The sequence below is a fragment of the Brevibacillus sp. JB24b genome, assembly GCF_051713385.1.
In the GTDB taxonomy this organism is placed as follows: Bacteria; Bacillota; Bacilli; order Brevibacillales; family Brevibacillaceae; genus Brevibacillus_B; species Brevibacillus_B laterosporus.
In genome coordinates this window covers 2,406,969-2,425,886 of sequence record NZ_JBNVQV010000001.1, presented here as the reverse complement: position 1 = coordinate 2,425,886, position 18,918 = coordinate 2,406,969, and the positions used below count along the sequence as shown (strand labels likewise).

Here is an 18,918-nt window from a genome sequence, read left to right as displayed (position 1 = left end):
AAAAGGCAATATGCCCAATTAATGCCTACATTCATGGTATAAGGTATAATGTATGTATGAATATGTATGTTTCATGCTGAGGAGCCATTCTCTGTGAGATTTGGCTCCTCAACACTTTGACAGATTGAATTGTTATTTTTTCGTTTTTACATCGACTAAAGGTACTCCGCCGTATTCTTCAAATATATAACTATTAGAAGCACTTAACGTATCAAACATAAAAATTCTCACAATCATTGGTACTTTTTCATTTTCTGCATATATTTCTTCTTTTACTGGTAATCCCGTTTCAGGGTCAAGATATGCTATGACTCTTTCTCCCGTTCTTTCTCCTGCGTATAAACCAAACTCAACGTTGACTGTCATTTGAACCTTATTGACTTTTTTTCCGACAAATTCAACGGTTCCGAGTTGCTTCCAAGAGTTTTCTTTTACTGACTCTTTGTACTTCGATTTATAGTATTCAAACAATGAATCATAGGATAAATTCGAACCTTTTACATTTGCTACTTCTCCTTTTACTCTCCCATCCTCATCTAATTCTATCTTTACACGTTTAGAAGAGTCCTTAGCATTATTATAAAATTCCTTGGTATAAGTAACATACTCTGTCACACTAGTTGATTGAGGTGTTGGATATGAATAAGTAAAATAATCTGTACGCTTATTTGCCGAATTACGCCATTGTTCCTCAATACTAAAAGTCATGTCGTCATTGAAATCATCGCCATACTTAAGTATTTTTACATGCTCAATAGCTTGTTTTTGATTGTCGCTTTTATTCGATTCTTTTGCGACAACAACATTGCACACGGTTAAACTCATCGTTAAAGCTAAAGCTACAAACTGATACACACTCTTCTTCATTACAAAACCTCTCCTTTATAATATATATTCTCTTCTAGTTGTAATATCTAATATTATCTCAATTTGGATTATAAAGGAAAAAACTGATTACAAAAAGCTATTATTTTGCTTAATTCATTCGATCAAATACTCGTCTTATCATATGACCTTATAAAAGTAATTGTAAGCAGCTATTGACTTATACTTTATCCTACATGTGAAAAATATAATTCATGCTTCGATCATGAAAAGGCTAATAAGGTTGGGAATTTATAGAGGTTTGGGATTCTGAAAGATAGGCTATAGTAGCGAAAGACCCTTAGTATAATCAAAAGGGTCTCTGCATTCGAATTATGCTTAATAAATTCCAAATATTACTCCCCCCATATTCATTGTTCATATGAGTTCGATTCACCTCCTTCCGTTCCACTAGCCTTGCCCCTCTCTTTTATCAAATAACGACATCTCACGTTCCCGTCTGCAATGCATTCTGTACGTTCAACATCAGCGTCAAGCAAAGCTGCGAACAGGGCAACCTCACATTTGCATGCTTGGCGGTTGCGGATTGCAACTTCTACAACAGGACAATTTGCTTCGTCAAATAAATATGTACCATCTTGATTTTTTTCTAACTTGACCATGTATCCTTCATGATCCTGAAATTTTGCCAGAGTTGCGACCCTTTCCTCAAAACTTTGTCCAGACATCTCCTCTCGGTACTTTTGCTCAATTTTTTCCATTCTCCGTACAAATAAGCTAGTAACTAACGATTCCCCGAACATGTCATTGATCTCCTCAATCAATTCCATGGCCAGATTATCGTATTCATTCGGAAATAATTCTTCGGATAAAACCGTAAGACGATAAGAAAAAGTCGGTCTTCCTACATGCTGACGCAGAATGCTGGATTGGATATAACTGTCCTTTTCTAAAGCGTATAAATGCTTACGAACAGACATACGGGTCACTCCCAAATGTTCCGATATTTCCTGGACACTTACTGAACCACGCTTCTTGAGAAACAGCAATATTTCTTTTCTTGTTGATTGTTCCCGTAATCGAGCCGCGTGTCTGTTCATGGATACCCTTCCTTCCTGAGCAAGATAAGAGTTTATAGTATAAAACTTTGCAGAAGCGATCTGTCTCTTCTGCAAAGTTAGATGAGTGAGGTTAACGAATCGCTTCGTTATAGCGACGATTGACCTCCTCCCAGTTAACTACATTCCACCAGGAGGATACAAAATCGGGCCGTTTGTTCTGATACTGTAAATAATAAGCATGCTCCCAAACATCGACGACCAGAATCGGTGTTTTCTTATCCATTAAAGGAGTATCTTGATTTGGGGTACTGATTACTTCCAACTTGTCCCCATTAACAACAAGCCATCCCCAGCCCGCTCCGAAACGACTGACAGCAGCTTTCGTCAAGTCGTCCTTCATCTGTTCAAAGCTACCGAAATGCTTTTCAATTCCCTTCGCTATATCACCATCAGGATTCCCACCCCCAGTCGGACTCATAATGGACCAATACAAGCTATGACTATAATGTCCACCTCCATGGTTTCGAACAGCTGTGCGAATTTCTTCAGGTACATCGTCCAAATGACTGATCAATTCTTCTACAGTAGCATTCTTGAACTGGGGATGGTTTTCGATTGCCTTGTTTAAATTCGTCACATAAGTTGCATGATGTTTGCCATGATGGATTTCCATGGTTCTGGCATCCAGGTAAGGTTCCAACTCGTCGTAATCGTATTGCAGTTTTGGTAAAGAAAATGGTTCCATTCAATTATTTCCTCCCATCTTGGTTGATTACATCCTCAGTTTACACGATATAAAATATTTTGTACACAACCAAATATTTTTACTTAGTGCAACTTATTTGGTATATATTTCATAATGATATATCTCATCGAATATTGTTACATCCAAAAAACTTTTCGATTGTCCCTTCTTACTTGAAAGTAGACTGCATAATTTGCGTCTGCCGAAAAGATGATGATTCATTTAAATATTCCATCTACTAAAGGTATAGAATTCCAACAAAAAAGAACGCTATATAATGAATAGCGTTCCTTTAGAGAAAACTGATCAATACCTCGGATCAGCGTTATTTGTTCGTATATTGAACAATATTTGTTCGTTCGAAGCTGCTAAGTTATCTACCTAAACAATTCCAACAGTAATAATCATGCATAATGACAATACCAGCATAATCATTTATTTTCATCCAATCCAGCTCAATCCTCTTATTTCATATTTTCCCTTTTGTCTGTAAAACCTTCCGATTGATGCCAGTTTATAAGGTGTGTGCGGATCATTTTGTAAAGTCCCATACCAACCTCAGGTATTTGCGATACAGTTCATCAAGCTCCGCAGTTGGATCTATCATGTCACAACTATAAGTAGAGGAAATTTCAGTAAGATGTGCAAACCCCTCTTCAATGAACTGATTTAACACATCAATACGTTTTTCAAAGTTAAATTCTTCACCAGCTATCTTACTTCTAAGTAGCTCCTCAATTTCTCTTTTCACCTCGGAATCAACTATCATCTTATTCACCATGTCTTGAAGCAAAATGGGTGGATTCATATTGTATTTCTCAATCCACATGCAAGCTAGCAAAGGGCGAAGAACATAGAAGTACTTTTTAATTTTTACCTGTTCTCCCTGTAGATAGTCTCTATAATTTCCTTTCGCCATGTTAAGATAGTGATGGATAGAAGCCTTTGGAGAAAATACACGCTCCCTCAGCTTTACTAGCTCATGCTTAAATCCATAAGCATCGTGGTAAACGATTTCCGAACTCAACCATTCCATCAATGAAGGATTTGACTTTCTAAATAGCTTGAGCGCCTTTCTAATATCCCATCCGTTTATGTCAAGCAAATTATTAATTGGGACTTCAATCACATCTCGCTTATCATCAATTGAAAGATACCATTCAGGATGCCTGATATAAACAAATCGCACATCGTAATCACTATCTTGTGATGAGAAGCCCCATGCTCGGCTTCCTGATTCCACGGCAAAAAGAATTTTTATATTGTGTTTTTGCTCCATTTTTTTGATTTCATATTGTATAATTTCTTTCATCTTTCTCTCCCATTATGAAGGATTATCCGTAAATGGTTCACGCTCTATTTTGTCATAATATAAAACACATTCTGTCCGTTTAGAGAGATATATTAGCTAGAGTAGTCATAATAATCTCCTGCTCGATAAAAATTTCCGTGAGAATCTCTGTTGGGAAATCCCTCTTTATGAGCTGATTTTATTGGCATCTTACTCCCACATGCATGACACCACGTCTCGGTCGAATTTTTGTAAATATAATGAACACCCTTATTCATACATATCGGACATTCATATCTTAATTTGTAACGTTTTGTTCCATTTGAATCTTCTTTAATTCCTGTTGTTAGATAATCTGAAACATGGACAACATTTACTTGATTATCATTTGACTCTTTAGCTTCCTGCGAAACCTTACTCGATTGTTCTTGAATTTCATTGTTATTGTTTTGATGCTGTTCTTCCTGTTGTTCTATTTCCTGCTGTTCTTCCTGTTGTTCTATTTCTTGCTCCTCTTCCTGCTTCATATTGTCAAAGAAATTACTATACGCCTTACCTATCTTTTCGAATTCGTTTACTGTTTTAAGGATATCCTTGTCCACACCGAAAAGATTAAATACATTCTGAATAATCACTAATTTAGATAGATAGTCATTTTCTTGTAGTTCGATCCCTGCTTCTTTACCCTTATTGTCCTTAATGGAAATTTTAACTATTAATGACATTTTTTAACCACCCCGCAAATGATTATAAGCAATAAATCTACATAAAGCAATGCAGAATAGCATATTATGAACCCTATTACTCCAGCAAAAGGCAATTGCTTTCCATTGTTCACCTTAACCTAGATAGCTTATGAAAAGATAAACGGGAAATCATAAAAGTAAAATCTATAAAAAACAGTGAAGTACCCTCTTACATAGACTCGGAAAAGCTCAAAGGCTACCGGATGAAAAGTCTAAGGGGACACTTCACTGCACGATCTGGTATTGTTTTTCTCAAGTTTTCATCTTTATATAGACTGTTTCTAGCATAACACCTTTAGTGCTGGCCTGCCAGCCAAGCAGCGATTTCCTCTGTCTGCGACAATACTGCAATCGGATCAAAGTACCAGGAACGTTCTTCTTTCCATATGTATACACGATTGTTTTTTACTGCATCAAGGGAAGACCAAATCGGATCTGCTTTCAAATCTTCCAAGGTGCGGTCGTTAGACGTCAGGATGATATAATCACCTGCATACTTTGGCAATAACTCATCGGACAACTTAGCCCACTGCTTTTCAAGTATTTCTGCTGCTATAGGAGCAGGAGGCTTGAATCCAAGGGCTTGATAAACGGCTTGACCACCTCGTCCAAAATTGTCACCGTAAACATGGATCGACTTGGTTGTTAGCTCAAATATAGAAAAGGTAGCATCAGCCGGAACTGCTTTCCTTGCCTTTTCTCTTGCAGCAGCAATACGACGGTCATACTCCGCAAGCCATATTTCTGCTTCTTTTTCTTTACCCAGTAGCTTACCAAAATAGGTCAGCTCTTCATGCGCATTCTTCAATTTGCCATAGGGAACTGATATTGTAGGGGCAATCTTGGATAATTGCTGGTACCTGTTATGATCGCTTGCCGACCCTGTCACGATCAGGTCTGGTTGTAAATCGATTACCTTTTCTAAAGAACCATCCACATCACCAATATCCTCCACATCCTTGAGTGCTTCAGCAAAATACGGATTTTGTCGGTGCAGTCCGGGTGTACCAATCGGAGTAATACCCAGCGCGATGAAACTGCCCAGATATTGATCGGCTATAATCTTTTTAGGATTAACTGGAATTTGTATGTCACCAATGACCGTCGATATTACTTTGGTTTGCACGGTTTCAGAAGTCTGACCGGAATTCGATTGAGTAGAGCTTTGTGACACTGAGACCGCAGATGACGTCTGACTCCCCGCATTTGCTGTATTCGTGTTTGAAGTGCCAACAGAGCATGCACTAAGAAGCAATGCTATGCAAAGGAATAATGTTGCCGTAGTAGTTGACTTGGATTGTTTGTACATCGGTATAAGTCCCTCTTTCTTATATTGATAACGAATATCATCATCAATATAGCGCCGACCCTTTTGAACTGCAATGGAGGATCGAATGGTGTTAAAAGGACGATCTTCTGTTTTACGCTGCTCTAACTCTCTGACTCTAAACCGGGCCGGCGAAACACCCTTGTACTTTTTGAAAAGACGACCAAAATAATATGGATCCTCATAGCCCACACTTACAGCTATTTCGCGTAAAGTCGCATCCGTTTCCACTAGCAGGCTTGCTGCCTTATCCATCCTTATCTGAATGAGATAATGAATCACGCTGTGTCCGGTCTCCTTTTTGAATAGAGCTGATAAATGTGGAACACTGTAGCTCAAGGTCTCTGCAAGCGATTCCAAAGTAATCGATTCGAAATAATGCTTTTGCATGTACAAAATCACTTGTGCAGCAATTCCTGGTTCTTTCCTATGAATCTTTTGGCTTTGGAGCTGTCGCAAAATACTGTAGACGAATTGATAAAACACCGATTTTACGTGGAAACGTTCAATTGACCCAAGCTGTCTCCATTCTTGATTCATTACTTTAACTTTATGGAAAAGTGAGACAGGGTCGTTCGGAGAAAAGCTGTATTGTAATTGAAACGGATTACTATTTTCCATCAGATCCAAAACGTCCTGACTACATAGATGCGGGAGAGTAGCCTTATAAAGAATTAAATAGTATTCGAGCTCGTCTTCTATCCCTATAATCTCCAAGCATGCACCCTTCCCGCTATGCAGCACATGGAATCTCTCTGATCGATAAACTTCCCCATCAAGCAGAATTTGGGCAACACCGCGAGTCGCATACACAAAACTGCTTGCGGGGAGTCGATAAGAGCAAAGCTCCTCTCCTGCCCTCAGGATCGTATGGCGGATATCCAACACTCGTATGGAAGCATGATTCCATAACACAAAATAGTCGTTTACAGGCATAACTGTAAATCACCTCCTTAAAGTACAACATATCACGGTACCACTTACCCCTTGCAACCATACAAAATATGAAATCATTTTACTTGATGCTGTGTCTCATCAAGTTGTAATGTAGCACTGCCGCGTACCGCATACATAAATCCACTCGCTGGTAGCCGATAGAATCGAGGCTCCTCGTCTAGTGCCAAGATTAGATAGCGAATATTCATTATTTTAATGGAAGCTTGATTTTCCATTGGATAAGCTGTTCATCTAACCGTACTTGTCTGTTCGACTCCTCAGCAGTCATTGTGACCCGTGTATCAATTGCATCATTCATTATACATGATAATAGTTATCATTATCAATGAATGTACTGTACTTTCAGTCGATATCTATTATTCATATAGATAGAGTAGACTACTTGTGAAAATAAGGAAAAAAACCTTTCGTATAATAATTCATTAGATTAAAATGGAAGAATATGATAGGTAAAAGGTATAGGAGGCTTCTCTTGTGAAAACGATAGTCATCTCTCTACAAGTCATCGCGAAAATAGCACTCACAATCCTGGCGGGGTTCCTCATTTCGTTTTTCCTTCATGCGATTTTCCCTACTTCACTCAAAAATTTTTCTCAAATAGGGATGCTTATCGGGGTATGCATTACCTATTGGCTATTTGAACGACAAAGTCGTTGGCCTCTAGGGTTTGAAGTAAAAGGAAGCTGGAAGCAGTTTGTTATGGGTATAGGAATAGGAGCCTGTACGATTATTCTTTCCTGTGTACTCATCTGGTTATTTGGTGGAGTACAGCTTACAAGCGTACCAATAGATACCTATTTACTGGTGGCTGTTCTTTTTACCATTCCCAAGTGGATAATAGTTGCCGTCGTTGAAGAAGGACTAGTGAGAGGATATATTCAGGGACTCATAAAGGAGTCATTCGGCACCAATGTTTCAATTCTTTTCTCTTCTCTTTTGTTTGCATCGATTCATTTGTTCAACACTGGTTCTACCGAGTCACTACTCCCGATGTTATGTCTTTTTCTTGACGGGTTGTTTTTCGCTATGATCAGGGAGATGACGGGCAAACTATGGCTGCCTATTGGTGCTCACTTTATCTGGAATTTCTTACAATCTGCTCTTGGATTTGCAGTTTCAGGTGGTGAATCAGGGGCGCCTGCTCTTGTACAAGTTCAACCAACGGGGGATACCATGCTCTCTGGAGGAGCTTTTGGTGCTGAGGGAAGCTATCTAACAGCCAGTATATTACTGATTACTTTGATTATTGCATGGAGAATATATCGAAAACAGAATGTGAAGGCTGTTGGCAGTCTGTAGAACTCTTTACATGATATTTATCTATTTGTAATACTTTACTCGTTCAAATAAACTGCTATTACCTACAAGCGGTAGAAAGCAAATCTCTTCATTAAAACCCCAGAATCCTTCTGCGGGTTTTAATGAAGAAGATTCACTACACCTTGGTACATCTCATCAAAGTAGCTTCAATTCAGATATGAGTGTTCCCTACTAACAGGTGTAATCATAATAATCTCCTGCTCGATAAAAATTCCCATGTGAATCTCTATTAGGAAATCCATCCTTATGTGCTGCTTTGATAGGCATCTTACTTCCGCACGCATGGCACCACGTTTCAGTCGAGTTTTTATAAATATAATGAACTCCCTTATTCATACAGATTGGGCATTCATATCTTAATTTATATCTCTTTTTACCATTTGAGTCTTCCTTGATGCCAGTTGTTAAATAATCTGATTGATCAATCGTTTTTGTTTCAACTTCTTTAGACTCTTCTATCTCCTGAAAGCTTTTTATCATCTGTTCCCTAATTTGTTCATTATTAACAATGCGTTTTTCTTTCATCTGCTTCTCTTCTAATTGCTCTTCTTCTGGTTTCATATTGTCAAAAAAATGGCTGTAAGCCTTGCCAATCTTTTCAAATTCGTTTACTGTCTCCAGTATATCTTTATCTACGCCAAATAAGTTGAATACATTTTGAACAATTACTAATTTAGCCAGATTATCGGTTTCTTGAAGCTCTATTTCAGCTTCTTTCCCTTTGTCGTCCTTTATGGTAATTTTAACTGTTAATGACATATATTAACCACCTCGCTGATGATTATAAGCAATAAAAGGACTCAACGCAATGTAGAATTGCATATTTATACAACTAGTCCATTACTTGAAGCATACTAGACTACCATTTCCCTATTTATGGAGGTTATTCTACTTATCTGCTCCTCATATTGTCTTAGAGTAAAAGCTTCTTTGTAGTATATCGAAGCCTTACATCAAAATTAATTACTTAGCATTATGATTTCTCCACAAGTTCAAAATACTCTGAATAACGTTATACTAAAATCTAACCCTTATTCAAGTATAGAAATATACTGCTTATCTATTTTGTCAGCTAGCCAAACCATTTCATTACCATGATAAAAGGTAACATTATCGATCCAAGCTTTTTTTGCTTCTATCTTTAGAATAGCTGGTTGCTTATCCCTTCTTTTTCCCACTTGTGTTGCAGTTTCAATTTCTTCCGATAAGTGAACATATTGTCTTCCTTTAGGTAAAAGCCCTTGCTCCATAATCAATGCAACGAATCTTTTTGGTGTGCCATGATAAAGAAACTCTGGGGGCTCACTTTCCTCTTTCAGAACTTTTTTAGCCGTAGAATGGCCATACAACGCTCTAATTTTTCCATTATGAATCTCGTGGCGTTTCTTATCAGATTGTGAAATCATGATATGTAGGTCATTTTCATGAACATTACGCCATACCGGTTGCTCATGTAAGGAATGCAATAATTGCTCAATATGGACCCACCCATATTCATCTAACTCTAATTCATATTCATGTGGTGCATGACGCAGGGCATACGAAATTTCTTTACTCAATTTTTGATAATTCATGTTCTACACTTCCCTCTGAATTTTTGTCCCGGTTATGAATAGCATTTTCTTTTCTACCATTTTCTATATCCAGTTTCTTCTTCTATAATGTCACAATCAAAAACCCTGAGTAAAAAACGAAGACTGTCAGCACTTCCATACGGGAATGCCCATGCGTCGTATTCTAATCTCCCTAAATTTTGATCGACGCTTTCACAGCTTACAAGGGTATATTCAGCACTTGCGATAGCGTCCAACCATGATTCAAAATCCCATGGTACTTTTAATCTAGGATCTGTATCTCTTTCCTCAGCTGGTAACGAATAGTACAAACTCCAATACTCATCTAATTCCTGCTGAGAGGGGTTCCAAAATTTTGACCATTTTTCTTCCGTAAAAAACGACTTCCAAAGTACATAGTCTCCGTCATGCAATTTACCTGCTTCTTTTGCTGTTTTTAGTTTATTGAACAAGCTTTTTAATTCGTTAAACGAATCATTATTATTAATTTTACATGTAAAATAGAGTAATTCTTCTGCCATATAATCTCCCTACTAATAGACTTTGACATGTCGGTAAAGTATAGCTATCACCTATGCATGCTACATGTAAGCATATTATATCAGTTGAAGCAGATATTCAGATAGCGATTATTTAGAGAAATCTCTATTCTGATGCAAGAAACGATAAGAGGTATTTTATTGATTATGTTCATGTTATTCCTGTTATTAGTCGTCTAAAATTAATTGTTTGTTCGCTCCTGTTCTGGATGTGCGTATGGTAAAAAATGTATACAATTCAAACATACCCCTTTTCCGATAGTATACATATCCAAAAACACATCTAGTTGATTATCAAGCTGGGTGTCTAATATGAAGGAGATGGTAATGATGAAGAAAGTAAAATTCCTTGCTTCCTCACTAATGGCGGTTTCTTTAATGTTTGGAGCACAAGCTGCTAGTGCGCACACTACTCTTGAACGTTCCTCTGCCCCATCACATTCGATTCAACCTAGCTTTGACTATCCTGGTTATAAAATCGTTCAGAAGAACCTTGTGGTTGATGGTCATTTTTATATTGCAAATCTAGACTTTTTTGTAGAAGGAGCACCAGGTACGATTTGACTTGAAAATGATTTTGCAAATAACAGAACAAAAGTCATAGCTATTAATCCTACTCCATTTGATCCTGCAATCATTCATGACCACAAAAGTAAAACGACTTACAAAGTCTATATCACTTGGTATTAATTTATTTACAAGCCGTGGGACTTCCTCCCACGGTCTCTTTTATGATCGAAAAGCTGGAAGCTCCTTTATTACACCTAAAGTAGAATTCATTTTTTATGACCTAGTTGTTTAACTAGGTCTTTTCTATTACATCTTACCGTTTCATGAACGAAGTAAAATTGAAGTATCTTAGGCTGTCAGTTAGCCTGTGTAAGCCGTTGCTTTATGTTTCATAAGAAAAAATGTTTTTTGCGAGATCCATCCTTCTTTCATGGTGCTACCTTCACGAACACAGTAATCCAAAATTATCTTCTTACAACCATAAACTTATGGATTGGAAAAATATATGAATAATGATACAAATGTATTAAACTAGAATTCAGATGATCCTTACCACCACACTAACTTTAGGAGGGATGTGTCTGCATGCGAATAATAGAAATCGTACTACAAACGAATCGTTTAGACGAAATGAAGTCATTTTATGGAGAATTGTTAGGTTTTCCTATTGAACAAGAATCTGTTGAGTCATTTACTATTATAACTGGAGAGTCAAAAATAACATTCCAAAAACCCGTTTGTGATCTAAGTGCTTATTATCATTTTGCTTTTACAATCCCTTCGAATAAGCTGGCAGAATCAAAGCAATGGCTCCAAAAAAAGGGGATTTCTTGCTTTTCAAATGACAATCAGGATCAATTCTTTTTTCCTGACTGGAATGCAACTGCCTCCTATTTTTACGATCCAGATGGTAATCTGCTCGAATTTATTGTACATCACTCTTTACACAATCCCTCGGAGGCTCCATTCAGCCAGAGCAGTATCCTATACATCAGCGAAATTGGACTACCTGTTCCGAATGTTGCAGAAGGCTCAAAACATATTTACGAGATATGTGAACAGGAAATATGGAGAAAAGACGAAAAACAATTTGCTGCCGTTGGTGATGTAGAAGGATTATTTATTCTCATTGAAACGAGCCGTCCGTGGTTTCCAGATGTAAGAATGCCTGGTGTGTTTCCAACTCTCGTAAAAATTCAAGGCGACCTAGATAAACAAGTACAGCTCTATGATTTGCCGTATCAGATAATGTGTACTACAAAGGTGCATATGTAGGAAAATGTAGTGTACACCAATAACTGATATTCTCCTCTCTGTTTGATAAGGATTTATTTCTGAATTTTCCGGTAAGTCCCAAACAAAAAATCATGACTTCTCCTGTCTAATTCGAAATTTACAAACATATGTTCTTTGTTTTATAATGACATTAATGTTAATAATGAAATATAGGGCTGATTTCACTGGATAGTAGCAACCAGAAATAAGCCTAAACGATTTAGAAATCTGCATAGTAGAAACGATTAAAAAATGTAAGACCAAAGGAGCTGATTAGACAATGACATTGAAGTTGATCCCCTACTTAGTGATGGACGGGAATGCCAAGGAAGCTATCCAGTTTTACGAAAAAGCTTTAGATGCCAAAGTCCTTTTTAACCAAACATTTGGTGAGATGCCCGAAAACCCCGAATTCCCTCTACCAGCAAATGCAAGAGATCGTGTGGCACACGCAATGGTTAAAGTCGGCGAAACGGACCTGATGTTTTCTGATACATTTCCAGGTCAACCCCATCAAAAAGGCAATCAAGTCACAATCTGTATTGCAACAAGCGATAAGGAAAAATCTACACAAATTTATGATGCCTTGCAGGAAAGCGGTCAAGTGAATATGCCCCTGCAAGAAACTCATTTTAGTCCTGCGTACGGGATTGTAACAGACAAGTTTGGAGTAACCTTCCAAATCTATACGGAGGGTCAACAATAAATTCTTGTTAGTAGCGCTCCCTCGTTTGATACAAAACTTCGTGACAGTTCCACTTATTACACATATGTAACGTAATAAATCGTGTCTACATGAATCTCTTCAAACCGATTTTTTATTTTCAACTACGCTATCCATATTTACCTATATAGAACAATGAAAAAAACGGCTCTGTTTACATCAGAACCGTTTTTTTTCTTCGATATTCTCGGAGGAACAGTGGGGGGCTTTATCAGGCCCAAGACAAATATGCTCAAACTGCTCCGATATCTTCTTTTGACAACATAAACGCCCCTATTAGAGTGTTAATACATACTAAACATCCCTTCGTTCCTCCAATATCTCTTTCAATTTAAGGGCGGTTTTCCCGCCACTATCTTCCTTGCGTGGTGAACTGTATCCCTGTTCCCACAGGCAATACATTCTATGTAAATGAAAAAGATATTGTCAGGCTTACACATTAACGACATCCTCTACTGGTACCTATCAAAAATCTTCATCATTTTTTACGTAATCAGCTTAAACGATTAATGAAGTGTACCAAATCATGTCTATTATTATATGATTTTTTAATACAACATAAATAAAATTGACGATATTTTCTAAAAAATGTATATTATAGGTAAATTTAAAATTTTAAGGAGATGTCTTAAATTATGAAAAAAAATTTCATTAGTGCCTTAGCCCTTACTCTAGCATTATCTTCAGTTACTCCAGTATTTGCTCAGTCACAAAGTAATGATTCTGGTACATTAGTTACTCCGGTATTTCCTCAGTTACAAAGTAATAACTCTGATTCAAAGATTTATGCAAAAGCATCTTGGGATGGCTCTTTCAAGCACAGCTATGTAATCGAAAAAAAATATATTTCAGGTCTAGTAGGTCTTTCAATTGGGGCCTTAACTTCCTGGGTAGAGTCCAGATTTAAGATAGATAGTAAATATTCTGCTCCAGTTGCTGCAGCAATTTCGGCTTATTTAACAGACTCAGTCGCGGGTGATATTGAAGTAACCGGAACTACATACTATAGATGGATTAAGTTCCCTATATCAGCTCACTATAGAGCGGAATCCAAAATTAAAATTGGTGGTAAAGAGGTAAATACATTCTCGCATGAGTGGGATGCTACCGCTGACCATGGAGGAGATTTTGCACCAGATCCGGTAATTGAATAACTTTATAAACTAACAATTAAGACCCCTCGTTATTATTTATAACGTGGGGTCTTTGGTAATCATTTTTTAAAATACTGGTAGACTATATTCACCAACAAATAGCCCAATAAAAGATAGATAGTTTGTTCGTTAAAAATATTTGTGATATTAAATTGGCCATAGTTCTTATATTGCAAAAATAATCCAACGATGATTAATACTACTGTAAATATTAATATGTTTTGCACCAATTGTTTGAGTTTTGTTTTATTCATATATAGAGCACCTCTTATAACCATTATAATCTGTATTTACAAATTTTTGTATAAATATTTCATCAAATTCTAGGGGTATTTATTTGACCTCCATCCCCAAGCAGATTCCATCACGCCTCGATCTTCTTTTATCACTTTCCACCAGCTAATTGTTAGCGCATAGTCATACTGACGTGAGTCAGATATTCTATAGCAAAACTCGGCTAGCTCATCCTCTTCAAGGATCGGCTTCTCAATCAATCTCTTTCATTCAATACTAAATATTACCATTAAATCTCCTGATATATTATTTGGATATATTTGTATATCCGCTATTAACTATATAAATATTGGGAGGATCAACATATTATCAGTTTCCAATATATGGATAGAATCAGGAGTTTGTGAAGCAGAGTTTAATCCATACGATGATAATACTGATGTCATCGTGTCCTTTCCAGATAGAACAAGGTATATTGCATCATTCTTTACTTATAAAAATATTGAAACACTTACAAAAAAGAATCAAATATCTAGGGAAAATATGAGTGGACTCTATTTTTGGGCTAGTGACATGGTTCTAGTCGAAAACGTCAAGCCTGAGACAATTGAAGCTATTATAGACCACTTAATTGCAGAAGATAACTTTGATACTTTATTTACTAAGATTACAGATGTATCTCCTGGATCTGATCATCTATATCCTGCAAGATTTTTTGATTTATCAAATTAAAATCTTCAATTAAAAAACACTCGCCAGATAGTGTCTTGCAAGTCAGAGTGTTGAAAAAGTCCCCTTTTTTGGGGTGGTCGTTTTAGGAGTACAATATGTCTCCCCACCCTCGAAAAACGTAAGCGTAAAATACTGCCCACCTACACTCAACACAATTTCGATGAGAGGAATTTTGTGATTACAAATGATTAAAAGCCCCATCTCACTTACAAAAATACAAACTGAAAACGAAAGTGATTACATTCTTTCCTAATAATAATTAAAAAAATATTTTTTTAAAAATATACAAAACACACCATAATTAATTATATATTTTTAATTCATGTTTTGTTTTATGAAATTTAATCTCGTAAAATGCAAATGTGTCGGCCGACATAGCTAATATTTGGATCTGAGTCAATATCTAGTTATGATGTAAGTACTAAAAAAATAGTTACATACTCCGTAGCCCCTTTAAATACAATTGTTGTGCTTTTGGCACTACAAACGGCAAACTGTATGTTATTGATATTTTAGACATATCAACTTTTGAAAGGACTGCCTCATTTACCTCACTTGCTCCATCATTTAATCCAAGGATTGAGCTAATTCAATCCTGACCTCCTTTTTCTCAATGTCCTGGTTTGAATAGCTCATGACATTAATCCCAATGAAGGTAAATCCACAGGCTAAATAAAATTGAATAGCTGGAAAATTAGAGGTCTGCGTTTCAAGAGTAATCATACGACTACCGAGTTCTTTTGCGCGTTTACATGCAAAATGGATTAATTTTCGACCTATTCCCTGTCGCTTACAATCTTCATGTACATATAAATCCCATATGACGCAGCTCTGATTCCAACTTGAATAAGCAATTGTAATAATCCCTACTTCTTTGTTATCTACTAGCGCAGCATAGCACTCAAGCTCATCTCTATCTTCATCAAAGAGGTTGCCGATATCCCTCTTATGAAATGTTTGCTCGAATTTTTCTATGATGAGATCTACACTCCATCCCCTCTTACTAGATTTCATCTGCACATCATAATAATAATCTGATTGATATTCATATGTAATATTTTTTCCGTTAGGATAATCATCTCTATTCAATTTTACAATGTTAAGCATACGGCCACCTCTTTGTTATTGTATCAGATAATTTAGATAACTAAACCTTATCGCCTGGTCTGTCAACACGGTCTTCGCTAGTCGTTGATCTGATTTTTTTTTAAGCTACAAATTCCTGACTTTGCGAGTAAAGTATATAATTCAAGTTCTTTTAGACTTTAAATATTTTGAATCATAGCATAAATTCAGGTTATAAAAAATAGGTTTTGCAATTTTTACCGATGCACGAAAAAACTCCGAGAGACATGAAAATATTCAAGTCTCCCGAAGCTCTTTCATTTATTATCCATCTCTCTTTTAGATTCTTTCCTACTATGCAGAAAGCTTTACACTACGTCTTTTTCCAAACACAGAAATACCCGACAAACAAATCAAAAGTACACAAAACGAAAATGGTAGCACCTTGTTACTCGTATAGAGTATCGTACCGATAACGGGCCCAAAAAACGAGCCTCCCCCTTGAAGTGCAGCAATAAAAGAAGCAACACTTCTTTGTTCATGATCCTCAACAGCTAGGGAAGCACCCGAACTATAGCCTAATAAGGTAAACCCTATCCCAATTCCCAAAATAGCAAAATCAATGTAAGCGAAGCGTATGAACAGTAAAAATCCTAGTAACCCTAAAGTGACACAAGATAGCCCTACGCGTAACACTATTGCAGGTTTCCATTTCAAATACTTACTGATCAGAATTTGGGAAGCAACAACCATAACACCCGAAATGGCTAACCCAAGCCCTATAAGCTGTGTAGCTTTTTGAGCATTGTAGCCCAAATTATCTTGGATATAAAATCCGATGGTAACCTGAACGATATTAAGAGCAACAGATAGAACGAATCCAATCCAAAGATAAAGACGGATACGTGAATCATATGGTGAGATAGTGGCTGTTGTTCGGCAAATCTCACTTTCCTTTTCATCTGGAATGGATAACAGAAAAATAACGGCAATAACCAACAGGAGCACACCTACCGCATACATAGGTACGGTAAGACTAATCACTGCCAATCCTCCACTCATCGCTGGTCCCAACACAAATCCAAGACCATTTGCTGCTCCGAATAACGCCATCCCCCATGTGCGAGTTTCCTGCGTTGTCCAGCCCATTACATATGCTTGAGCTTTAGCAGGAATACCTCCAAAGAAAAAGCCTGCAATGGCTCGTAAAATCAAGAATATCCAAAATAAACCAGCAGAACCAATGCCCAGCGTATTACTCGCGGCATTGTCGGCCAGCAAGGCAAATCCGATCAGAGTAACTACATAGACAAACATAATAGAGGTTAGCAATTTTTTTCTACTCTTGGCTGATTTTCGTTCCCAATAATAGCCACCTAATAACCAACAAATTCCTGTGATTGAAACCAGACAACCTGATTGCACCTCACTTAGTCCTAAGTTGCGTGAAAGAGGACCAATGATCGGGTTAAAAGCGGCTATTGAAATCATTCCAGATAGCACAATCAAGAACATAACCGCGAATTTGAATTTCATCATAAATCCCCTTCCTTATTGGTTTTTATCTCGGGTTCCCTATTTTTTTCCCATTGCTTGCATGATTTCTTCCAAACCGTCGATCTTAGCTAAAGCCATCGGTCCAGGTAGTGAAGGATCCTCTAAAAAATACACCTGATTATTTTTCACTGCCTTCAAACTATTCCATACCTGATTACCTTTCAACGCTTCTTTAACTCCCCCTGGAATTGGATCTTGCCAATTATTAATCACAAACAGATGATCAGGATTTAATTGAGCTAAGCTCTCCAATGATAATTGACCACCCTTTTCAGCTCCTTGCACCGGCTTTAGTCCTAATTCCTTATAAAAAGGCTCAAATCGTTTTTCCTCCCAGGTTACAAATTGATCCTTACTCCGTGACATAGTAAACAGCACAGATTCTTGGCTTCTAAAAGCCAGCTTCTTTTTATAATCTGCTGACTTTTGGTCAAAATCAGCTAATATCTTAGTCGCTACATCTTCTTTACCAATTACAGCAGCAATCTGCTCTAATGTCTCCCGCCAATCACCTGCCTGAGGCAAAATAACGGTTGGGGCAATCTGACTCAATTGTTCGTACTGCCCAATCATGTCATCCGCTGCAATGATCAGGTCAGGCTTCGAGCTTAGTAATTTTTCCATACTTGCCTCTGTGCCCAAATCAATGATAGCTTTCCCTTCTAGTCGTTTGCTAAGATTAGGAAAATTTTGTTTAATGGTTGAAATTCCTGATGCGGCATAAGGATATTCATCCAATACAGCTAAATAGTCCACAAAAGCAATGTAAGGGGAAGCGATTTTAATTGGCTTATTCTGAATTACTGTTTCCCCCTTCATATGTTTCATCGTTTTAGGGAAGGCGTGTGATGAAGTTATTTCATTAGTTGTGGCAGATGTTATTTGTTCCTCAGTCACTCCCGTATTTGGTTTGCCTGCTCCTGTGCATCCTGTAACAAGCCACATCATAGCCAACACTACGATAATAGAAAGTATTTTTGTTCCCCACATATTCTTCTACTTCTCCTTTTTTACCGCTTCCTGAGGCGGTTTTGTTTCATTAACGTATAGTAACCTAGCTAATGAGATTAATTATCAATGCATACATCTTATAATGTACGTTTGCTTGTTATCTACCAGTAGAGGAAATGAGATAGCGGTTTGCGGGATATTTACCGATTCAGTCATTTCCTACTCCATGGAAGGGTTTCCTTGTTCTTATCTATTGATTAGAAATTCCTAATGCAATAAAAAAACTGCCCTCACTAGGCAGTTTAGGTCAAAAAATTACATGTTTTTATTT

Annotated in this window: 19 protein-coding genes and 1 pseudogene; 6 read left to right on the top strand and 14 right to left on the bottom strand. The window is 37.1% G+C overall.

Features of this window, described 5'->3' with window-relative positions:
- Window positions 1-132: 132 nt before the first annotated feature.
- The 7 genes from ACQV1I_RS11835 to ACQV1I_RS11805 all read right to left on the bottom strand — a co-directional run bounded on the left by ACQV1I_RS11835 (window position 133) and on the right by ACQV1I_RS11805 (window position 7,167).
- A complete protein-coding gene (locus ACQV1I_RS11835) occupies window positions 133-867 on the bottom strand; it encodes a hypothetical protein (protein ID WP_094701622.1) in 735 nt (244 codons plus the stop codon).
- Between the two features lie 368 nt (window positions 868-1,235).
- Window positions 1,236-1,925, bottom strand: coding sequence for a helix-turn-helix transcriptional regulator (locus ACQV1I_RS11830; RefSeq protein WP_116334520.1), 690 nt, complete (start codon window positions 1,923-1,925; stop codon window positions 1,236-1,238).
- A 91-nt stretch (window positions 1,926-2,016) separates the two neighbouring features.
- The gene (locus ACQV1I_RS11825) at window positions 2,017-2,631 is read right to left on the bottom strand and encodes a superoxide dismutase (protein WP_018671012.1); all 615 of its coding nucleotides are present in this window, start codon (window positions 2,629-2,631) and stop codon (window positions 2,017-2,019) included.
- Between the two features lie 532 nt (window positions 2,632-3,163).
- Window positions 3,164-3,943 carry a nucleotidyltransferase domain-containing protein gene (locus ACQV1I_RS11820; protein ID WP_116334521.1) on the bottom strand — a complete coding sequence of 260 codons (780 nt, stop codon included), beginning with the start codon at window positions 3,941-3,943 and terminating at the stop codon, window positions 3,164-3,166.
- 92 nt (window positions 3,944-4,035) lie between these two features.
- Window positions 4,036-4,647, bottom strand: a complete 612-nt coding sequence (locus ACQV1I_RS11815) for a hypothetical protein (RefSeq protein WP_116334522.1) — start codon at window positions 4,645-4,647, stop codon at window positions 4,036-4,038.
- Between the two features lie 316 nt (window positions 4,648-4,963).
- Complete coding sequence (locus tag ACQV1I_RS11810) at window positions 4,964-6,931, bottom strand: AraC family transcriptional regulator (protein WP_116334523.1); 1,968 nt, start codon at window positions 6,929-6,931, stop codon at window positions 4,964-4,966.
- A gap of 74 nt (window positions 6,932-7,005) precedes the next feature.
- Complete coding sequence (locus tag ACQV1I_RS11805; RefSeq protein WP_161555096.1) at window positions 7,006-7,167, bottom strand: hypothetical protein; 162 nt, start codon at window positions 7,165-7,167, stop codon at window positions 7,006-7,008.
- A 259-nt stretch (window positions 7,168-7,426) separates the two neighbouring features.
- Here ACQV1I_RS11805 and ACQV1I_RS11800 point away from each other — a divergent pair, with 259 nt between their 5' ends.
- Complete coding sequence (locus ACQV1I_RS11800) at window positions 7,427-8,251, top strand: CPBP family intramembrane glutamic endopeptidase (RefSeq protein WP_116334524.1); 825 nt, start codon at window positions 7,427-7,429, stop codon at window positions 8,249-8,251.
- 192 nt (window positions 8,252-8,443) lie between these two features.
- Here the strand turns inward: ACQV1I_RS11800 and ACQV1I_RS11795 are convergent, their stop codons facing one another.
- The 3 genes from ACQV1I_RS11795 to ACQV1I_RS11785 all read right to left on the bottom strand — a co-directional run bounded on the left by ACQV1I_RS11795 (window position 8,444) and on the right by ACQV1I_RS11785 (window position 10,367).
- A complete protein-coding gene (locus tag ACQV1I_RS11795; RefSeq protein ID WP_018671018.1) occupies window positions 8,444-9,031 on the bottom strand; it encodes a hypothetical protein in 588 nt (195 codons plus the stop codon).
- Window positions 9,032-9,303: 272 nt separating this feature from the next.
- Entirely contained in the window at window positions 9,304-9,846 is a 543-nt protein-coding gene (locus ACQV1I_RS11790) for an RNA 2'-phosphotransferase (RefSeq protein ID WP_116334525.1), read from the bottom strand.
- A gap of 53 nt (window positions 9,847-9,899) precedes the next feature.
- A complete protein-coding gene (locus ACQV1I_RS11785) occupies window positions 9,900-10,367 on the bottom strand; it encodes a hypothetical protein (RefSeq protein ID WP_116334526.1) in 468 nt (155 codons plus the stop codon).
- 348 nt (window positions 10,368-10,715) lie between these two features.
- On the opposite strand from ACQV1I_RS11785, the gene ACQV1I_RS11780 reads away from it, so the two are divergent.
- The 4 genes from ACQV1I_RS11780 to ACQV1I_RS11765 all read left to right on the top strand — a co-directional run bounded on the left by ACQV1I_RS11780 (window position 10,716) and on the right by ACQV1I_RS11765 (window position 14,048).
- Window positions 10,716-10,949, top strand: coding sequence for a hypothetical protein (locus ACQV1I_RS11780; protein ID WP_236645836.1), 234 nt, complete (start codon window positions 10,716-10,718; stop codon window positions 10,947-10,949).
- Between the two features lie 531 nt (window positions 10,950-11,480).
- The gene (locus ACQV1I_RS11775) at window positions 11,481-12,170 is read left to right on the top strand and encodes a VOC family protein (protein ID WP_116334527.1); all 690 of its coding nucleotides are present in this window, start codon (window positions 11,481-11,483) and stop codon (window positions 12,168-12,170) included.
- 280 nt (window positions 12,171-12,450) lie between these two features.
- Window positions 12,451-12,876 carry a VOC family protein gene (locus ACQV1I_RS11770; protein ID WP_094701632.1) on the top strand — a complete coding sequence of 142 codons (426 nt, stop codon included), beginning with the start codon at window positions 12,451-12,453 and terminating at the stop codon, window positions 12,874-12,876.
- A gap of 653 nt (window positions 12,877-13,529) precedes the next feature.
- On the top strand, window positions 13,530-14,048 hold the full coding sequence (locus ACQV1I_RS11765) for a hypothetical protein (RefSeq protein ID WP_104032807.1): 519 nt from the start codon (window positions 13,530-13,532) through the stop codon (window positions 14,046-14,048).
- Between the two features lie 344 nt (window positions 14,049-14,392).
- Here the strand turns inward: ACQV1I_RS11765 and ACQV1I_RS11760 are convergent.
- Window positions 14,393-14,542 (bottom strand): annotated as a pseudogene (locus tag ACQV1I_RS11760) (YolD-like family protein); the annotation flags it as partial.
- A 283-nt stretch (window positions 14,543-14,825) separates the two neighbouring features.
- Here ACQV1I_RS11760 and ACQV1I_RS11755 point away from each other — a divergent pair.
- Entirely contained in the window at window positions 14,826-15,014 is a 189-nt protein-coding gene (locus tag ACQV1I_RS11755; protein WP_236645837.1) for a hypothetical protein, read from the top strand.
- Window positions 15,015-15,581: 567 nt separating this feature from the next.
- On the opposite strand, the gene ACQV1I_RS11750 is transcribed toward ACQV1I_RS11755, so the two are convergent.
- The 3 genes from ACQV1I_RS11750 to ACQV1I_RS11740 all read right to left on the bottom strand — a co-directional run bounded on the left by ACQV1I_RS11750 (window position 15,582) and on the right by ACQV1I_RS11740 (window position 18,626).
- A complete protein-coding gene (locus ACQV1I_RS11750) occupies window positions 15,582-16,121 on the bottom strand; it encodes a GNAT family N-acetyltransferase (RefSeq protein WP_116334529.1) in 540 nt (179 codons plus the stop codon).
- Window positions 16,122-16,433: 312 nt separating this feature from the next.
- Window positions 16,434-17,618, bottom strand: coding sequence for an MFS transporter (locus ACQV1I_RS11745; RefSeq protein ID WP_438769242.1), 1,185 nt, complete (start codon window positions 17,616-17,618; stop codon window positions 16,434-16,436).
- Window positions 17,619-17,654: 36 nt separating this feature from the next.
- A complete protein-coding gene (locus tag ACQV1I_RS11740; protein ID WP_116334530.1) occupies window positions 17,655-18,626 on the bottom strand; it encodes an ABC transporter substrate-binding protein in 972 nt (323 codons plus the stop codon).
- Window positions 18,627-18,918: the final 292 nt, after the last annotated feature.

Excerpts from the sequence above, each read along its gene's own strand:
- ACQV1I_RS11805 (WP_161555096.1), bottom strand. The coding sequence starts at position 7,167 with ATGGAAAATCAAGCTTCCATTAAAATAATGAATATTCGCTATCTAATC.
- ACQV1I_RS11775 (WP_116334527.1), top strand. The coding sequence starts at position 11,481 with ATGCGAATAATAGAAATCGTACTACAAACGAATCGTTTAGACGAAATG.
- ACQV1I_RS11765 (WP_104032807.1), top strand. The coding sequence starts at position 13,530 with ATGAAAAAAAATTTCATTAGTGCCTTAGCCCTTACTCTAGCATTATCT.
- ACQV1I_RS11755 (WP_236645837.1), top strand. The coding sequence starts at position 14,826 with ATGAGTGGACTCTATTTTTGGGCTAGTGACATGGTTCTAGTCGAAAAC.
- ACQV1I_RS11835 (WP_094701622.1), bottom strand. The coding sequence starts at position 867 with ATGAAGAAGAGTGTGTATCAGTTTGTAGCTTTAGCTTTAACGATGAGT.
- ACQV1I_RS11740 (WP_116334530.1), bottom strand. The coding sequence starts at position 18,626 with ATGTGGGGAACAAAAATACTTTCTATTATCGTAGTGTTGGCTATGATG.
- ACQV1I_RS11820 (WP_116334521.1), bottom strand. The coding sequence starts at position 3,943 with ATGAAAGAAATTATACAATATGAAATCAAAAAAATGGAGCAAAAACAC.
- ACQV1I_RS11780 (WP_236645836.1), top strand. The coding sequence starts at position 10,716 with ATGAAGAAAGTAAAATTCCTTGCTTCCTCACTAATGGCGGTTTCTTTA.
- ACQV1I_RS11790 (WP_116334525.1), bottom strand. The coding sequence starts at position 9,846 with ATGAATTATCAAAAATTGAGTAAAGAAATTTCGTATGCCCTGCGTCAT.
- ACQV1I_RS11795 (WP_018671018.1), bottom strand. The coding sequence starts at position 9,031 with ATGTCATTAACAGTTAAAATTACCATAAAGGACGACAAAGGGAAAGAA.
- ACQV1I_RS11785 (WP_116334526.1), bottom strand. The coding sequence starts at position 10,367 with ATGGCAGAAGAATTACTCTATTTTACATGTAAAATTAATAATAATGAT.
- ACQV1I_RS11745 (WP_438769242.1), bottom strand. The coding sequence starts at position 17,618 with ATGATGAAATTCAAATTCGCGGTTATGTTCTTGATTGTGCTATCTGGA.
- ACQV1I_RS11810 (WP_116334523.1), bottom strand. The coding sequence starts at position 6,931 with ATGCCTGTAAACGACTATTTTGTGTTATGGAATCATGCTTCCATACGA.
- ACQV1I_RS11815 (WP_116334522.1), bottom strand. The coding sequence starts at position 4,647 with ATGTCATTAATAGTTAAAATTTCCATTAAGGACAATAAGGGTAAAGAA.
- ACQV1I_RS11825 (WP_018671012.1), bottom strand. The coding sequence starts at position 2,631 with ATGGAACCATTTTCTTTACCAAAACTGCAATACGATTACGACGAGTTG.
- ACQV1I_RS11770 (WP_094701632.1), top strand. The coding sequence starts at position 12,451 with ATGACATTGAAGTTGATCCCCTACTTAGTGATGGACGGGAATGCCAAG.
- ACQV1I_RS11750 (WP_116334529.1), bottom strand. The coding sequence starts at position 16,121 with ATGCTTAACATTGTAAAATTGAATAGAGATGATTATCCTAACGGAAAA.
- ACQV1I_RS11830 (WP_116334520.1), bottom strand. The coding sequence starts at position 1,925 with ATGAACAGACACGCGGCTCGATTACGGGAACAATCAACAAGAAAAGAA.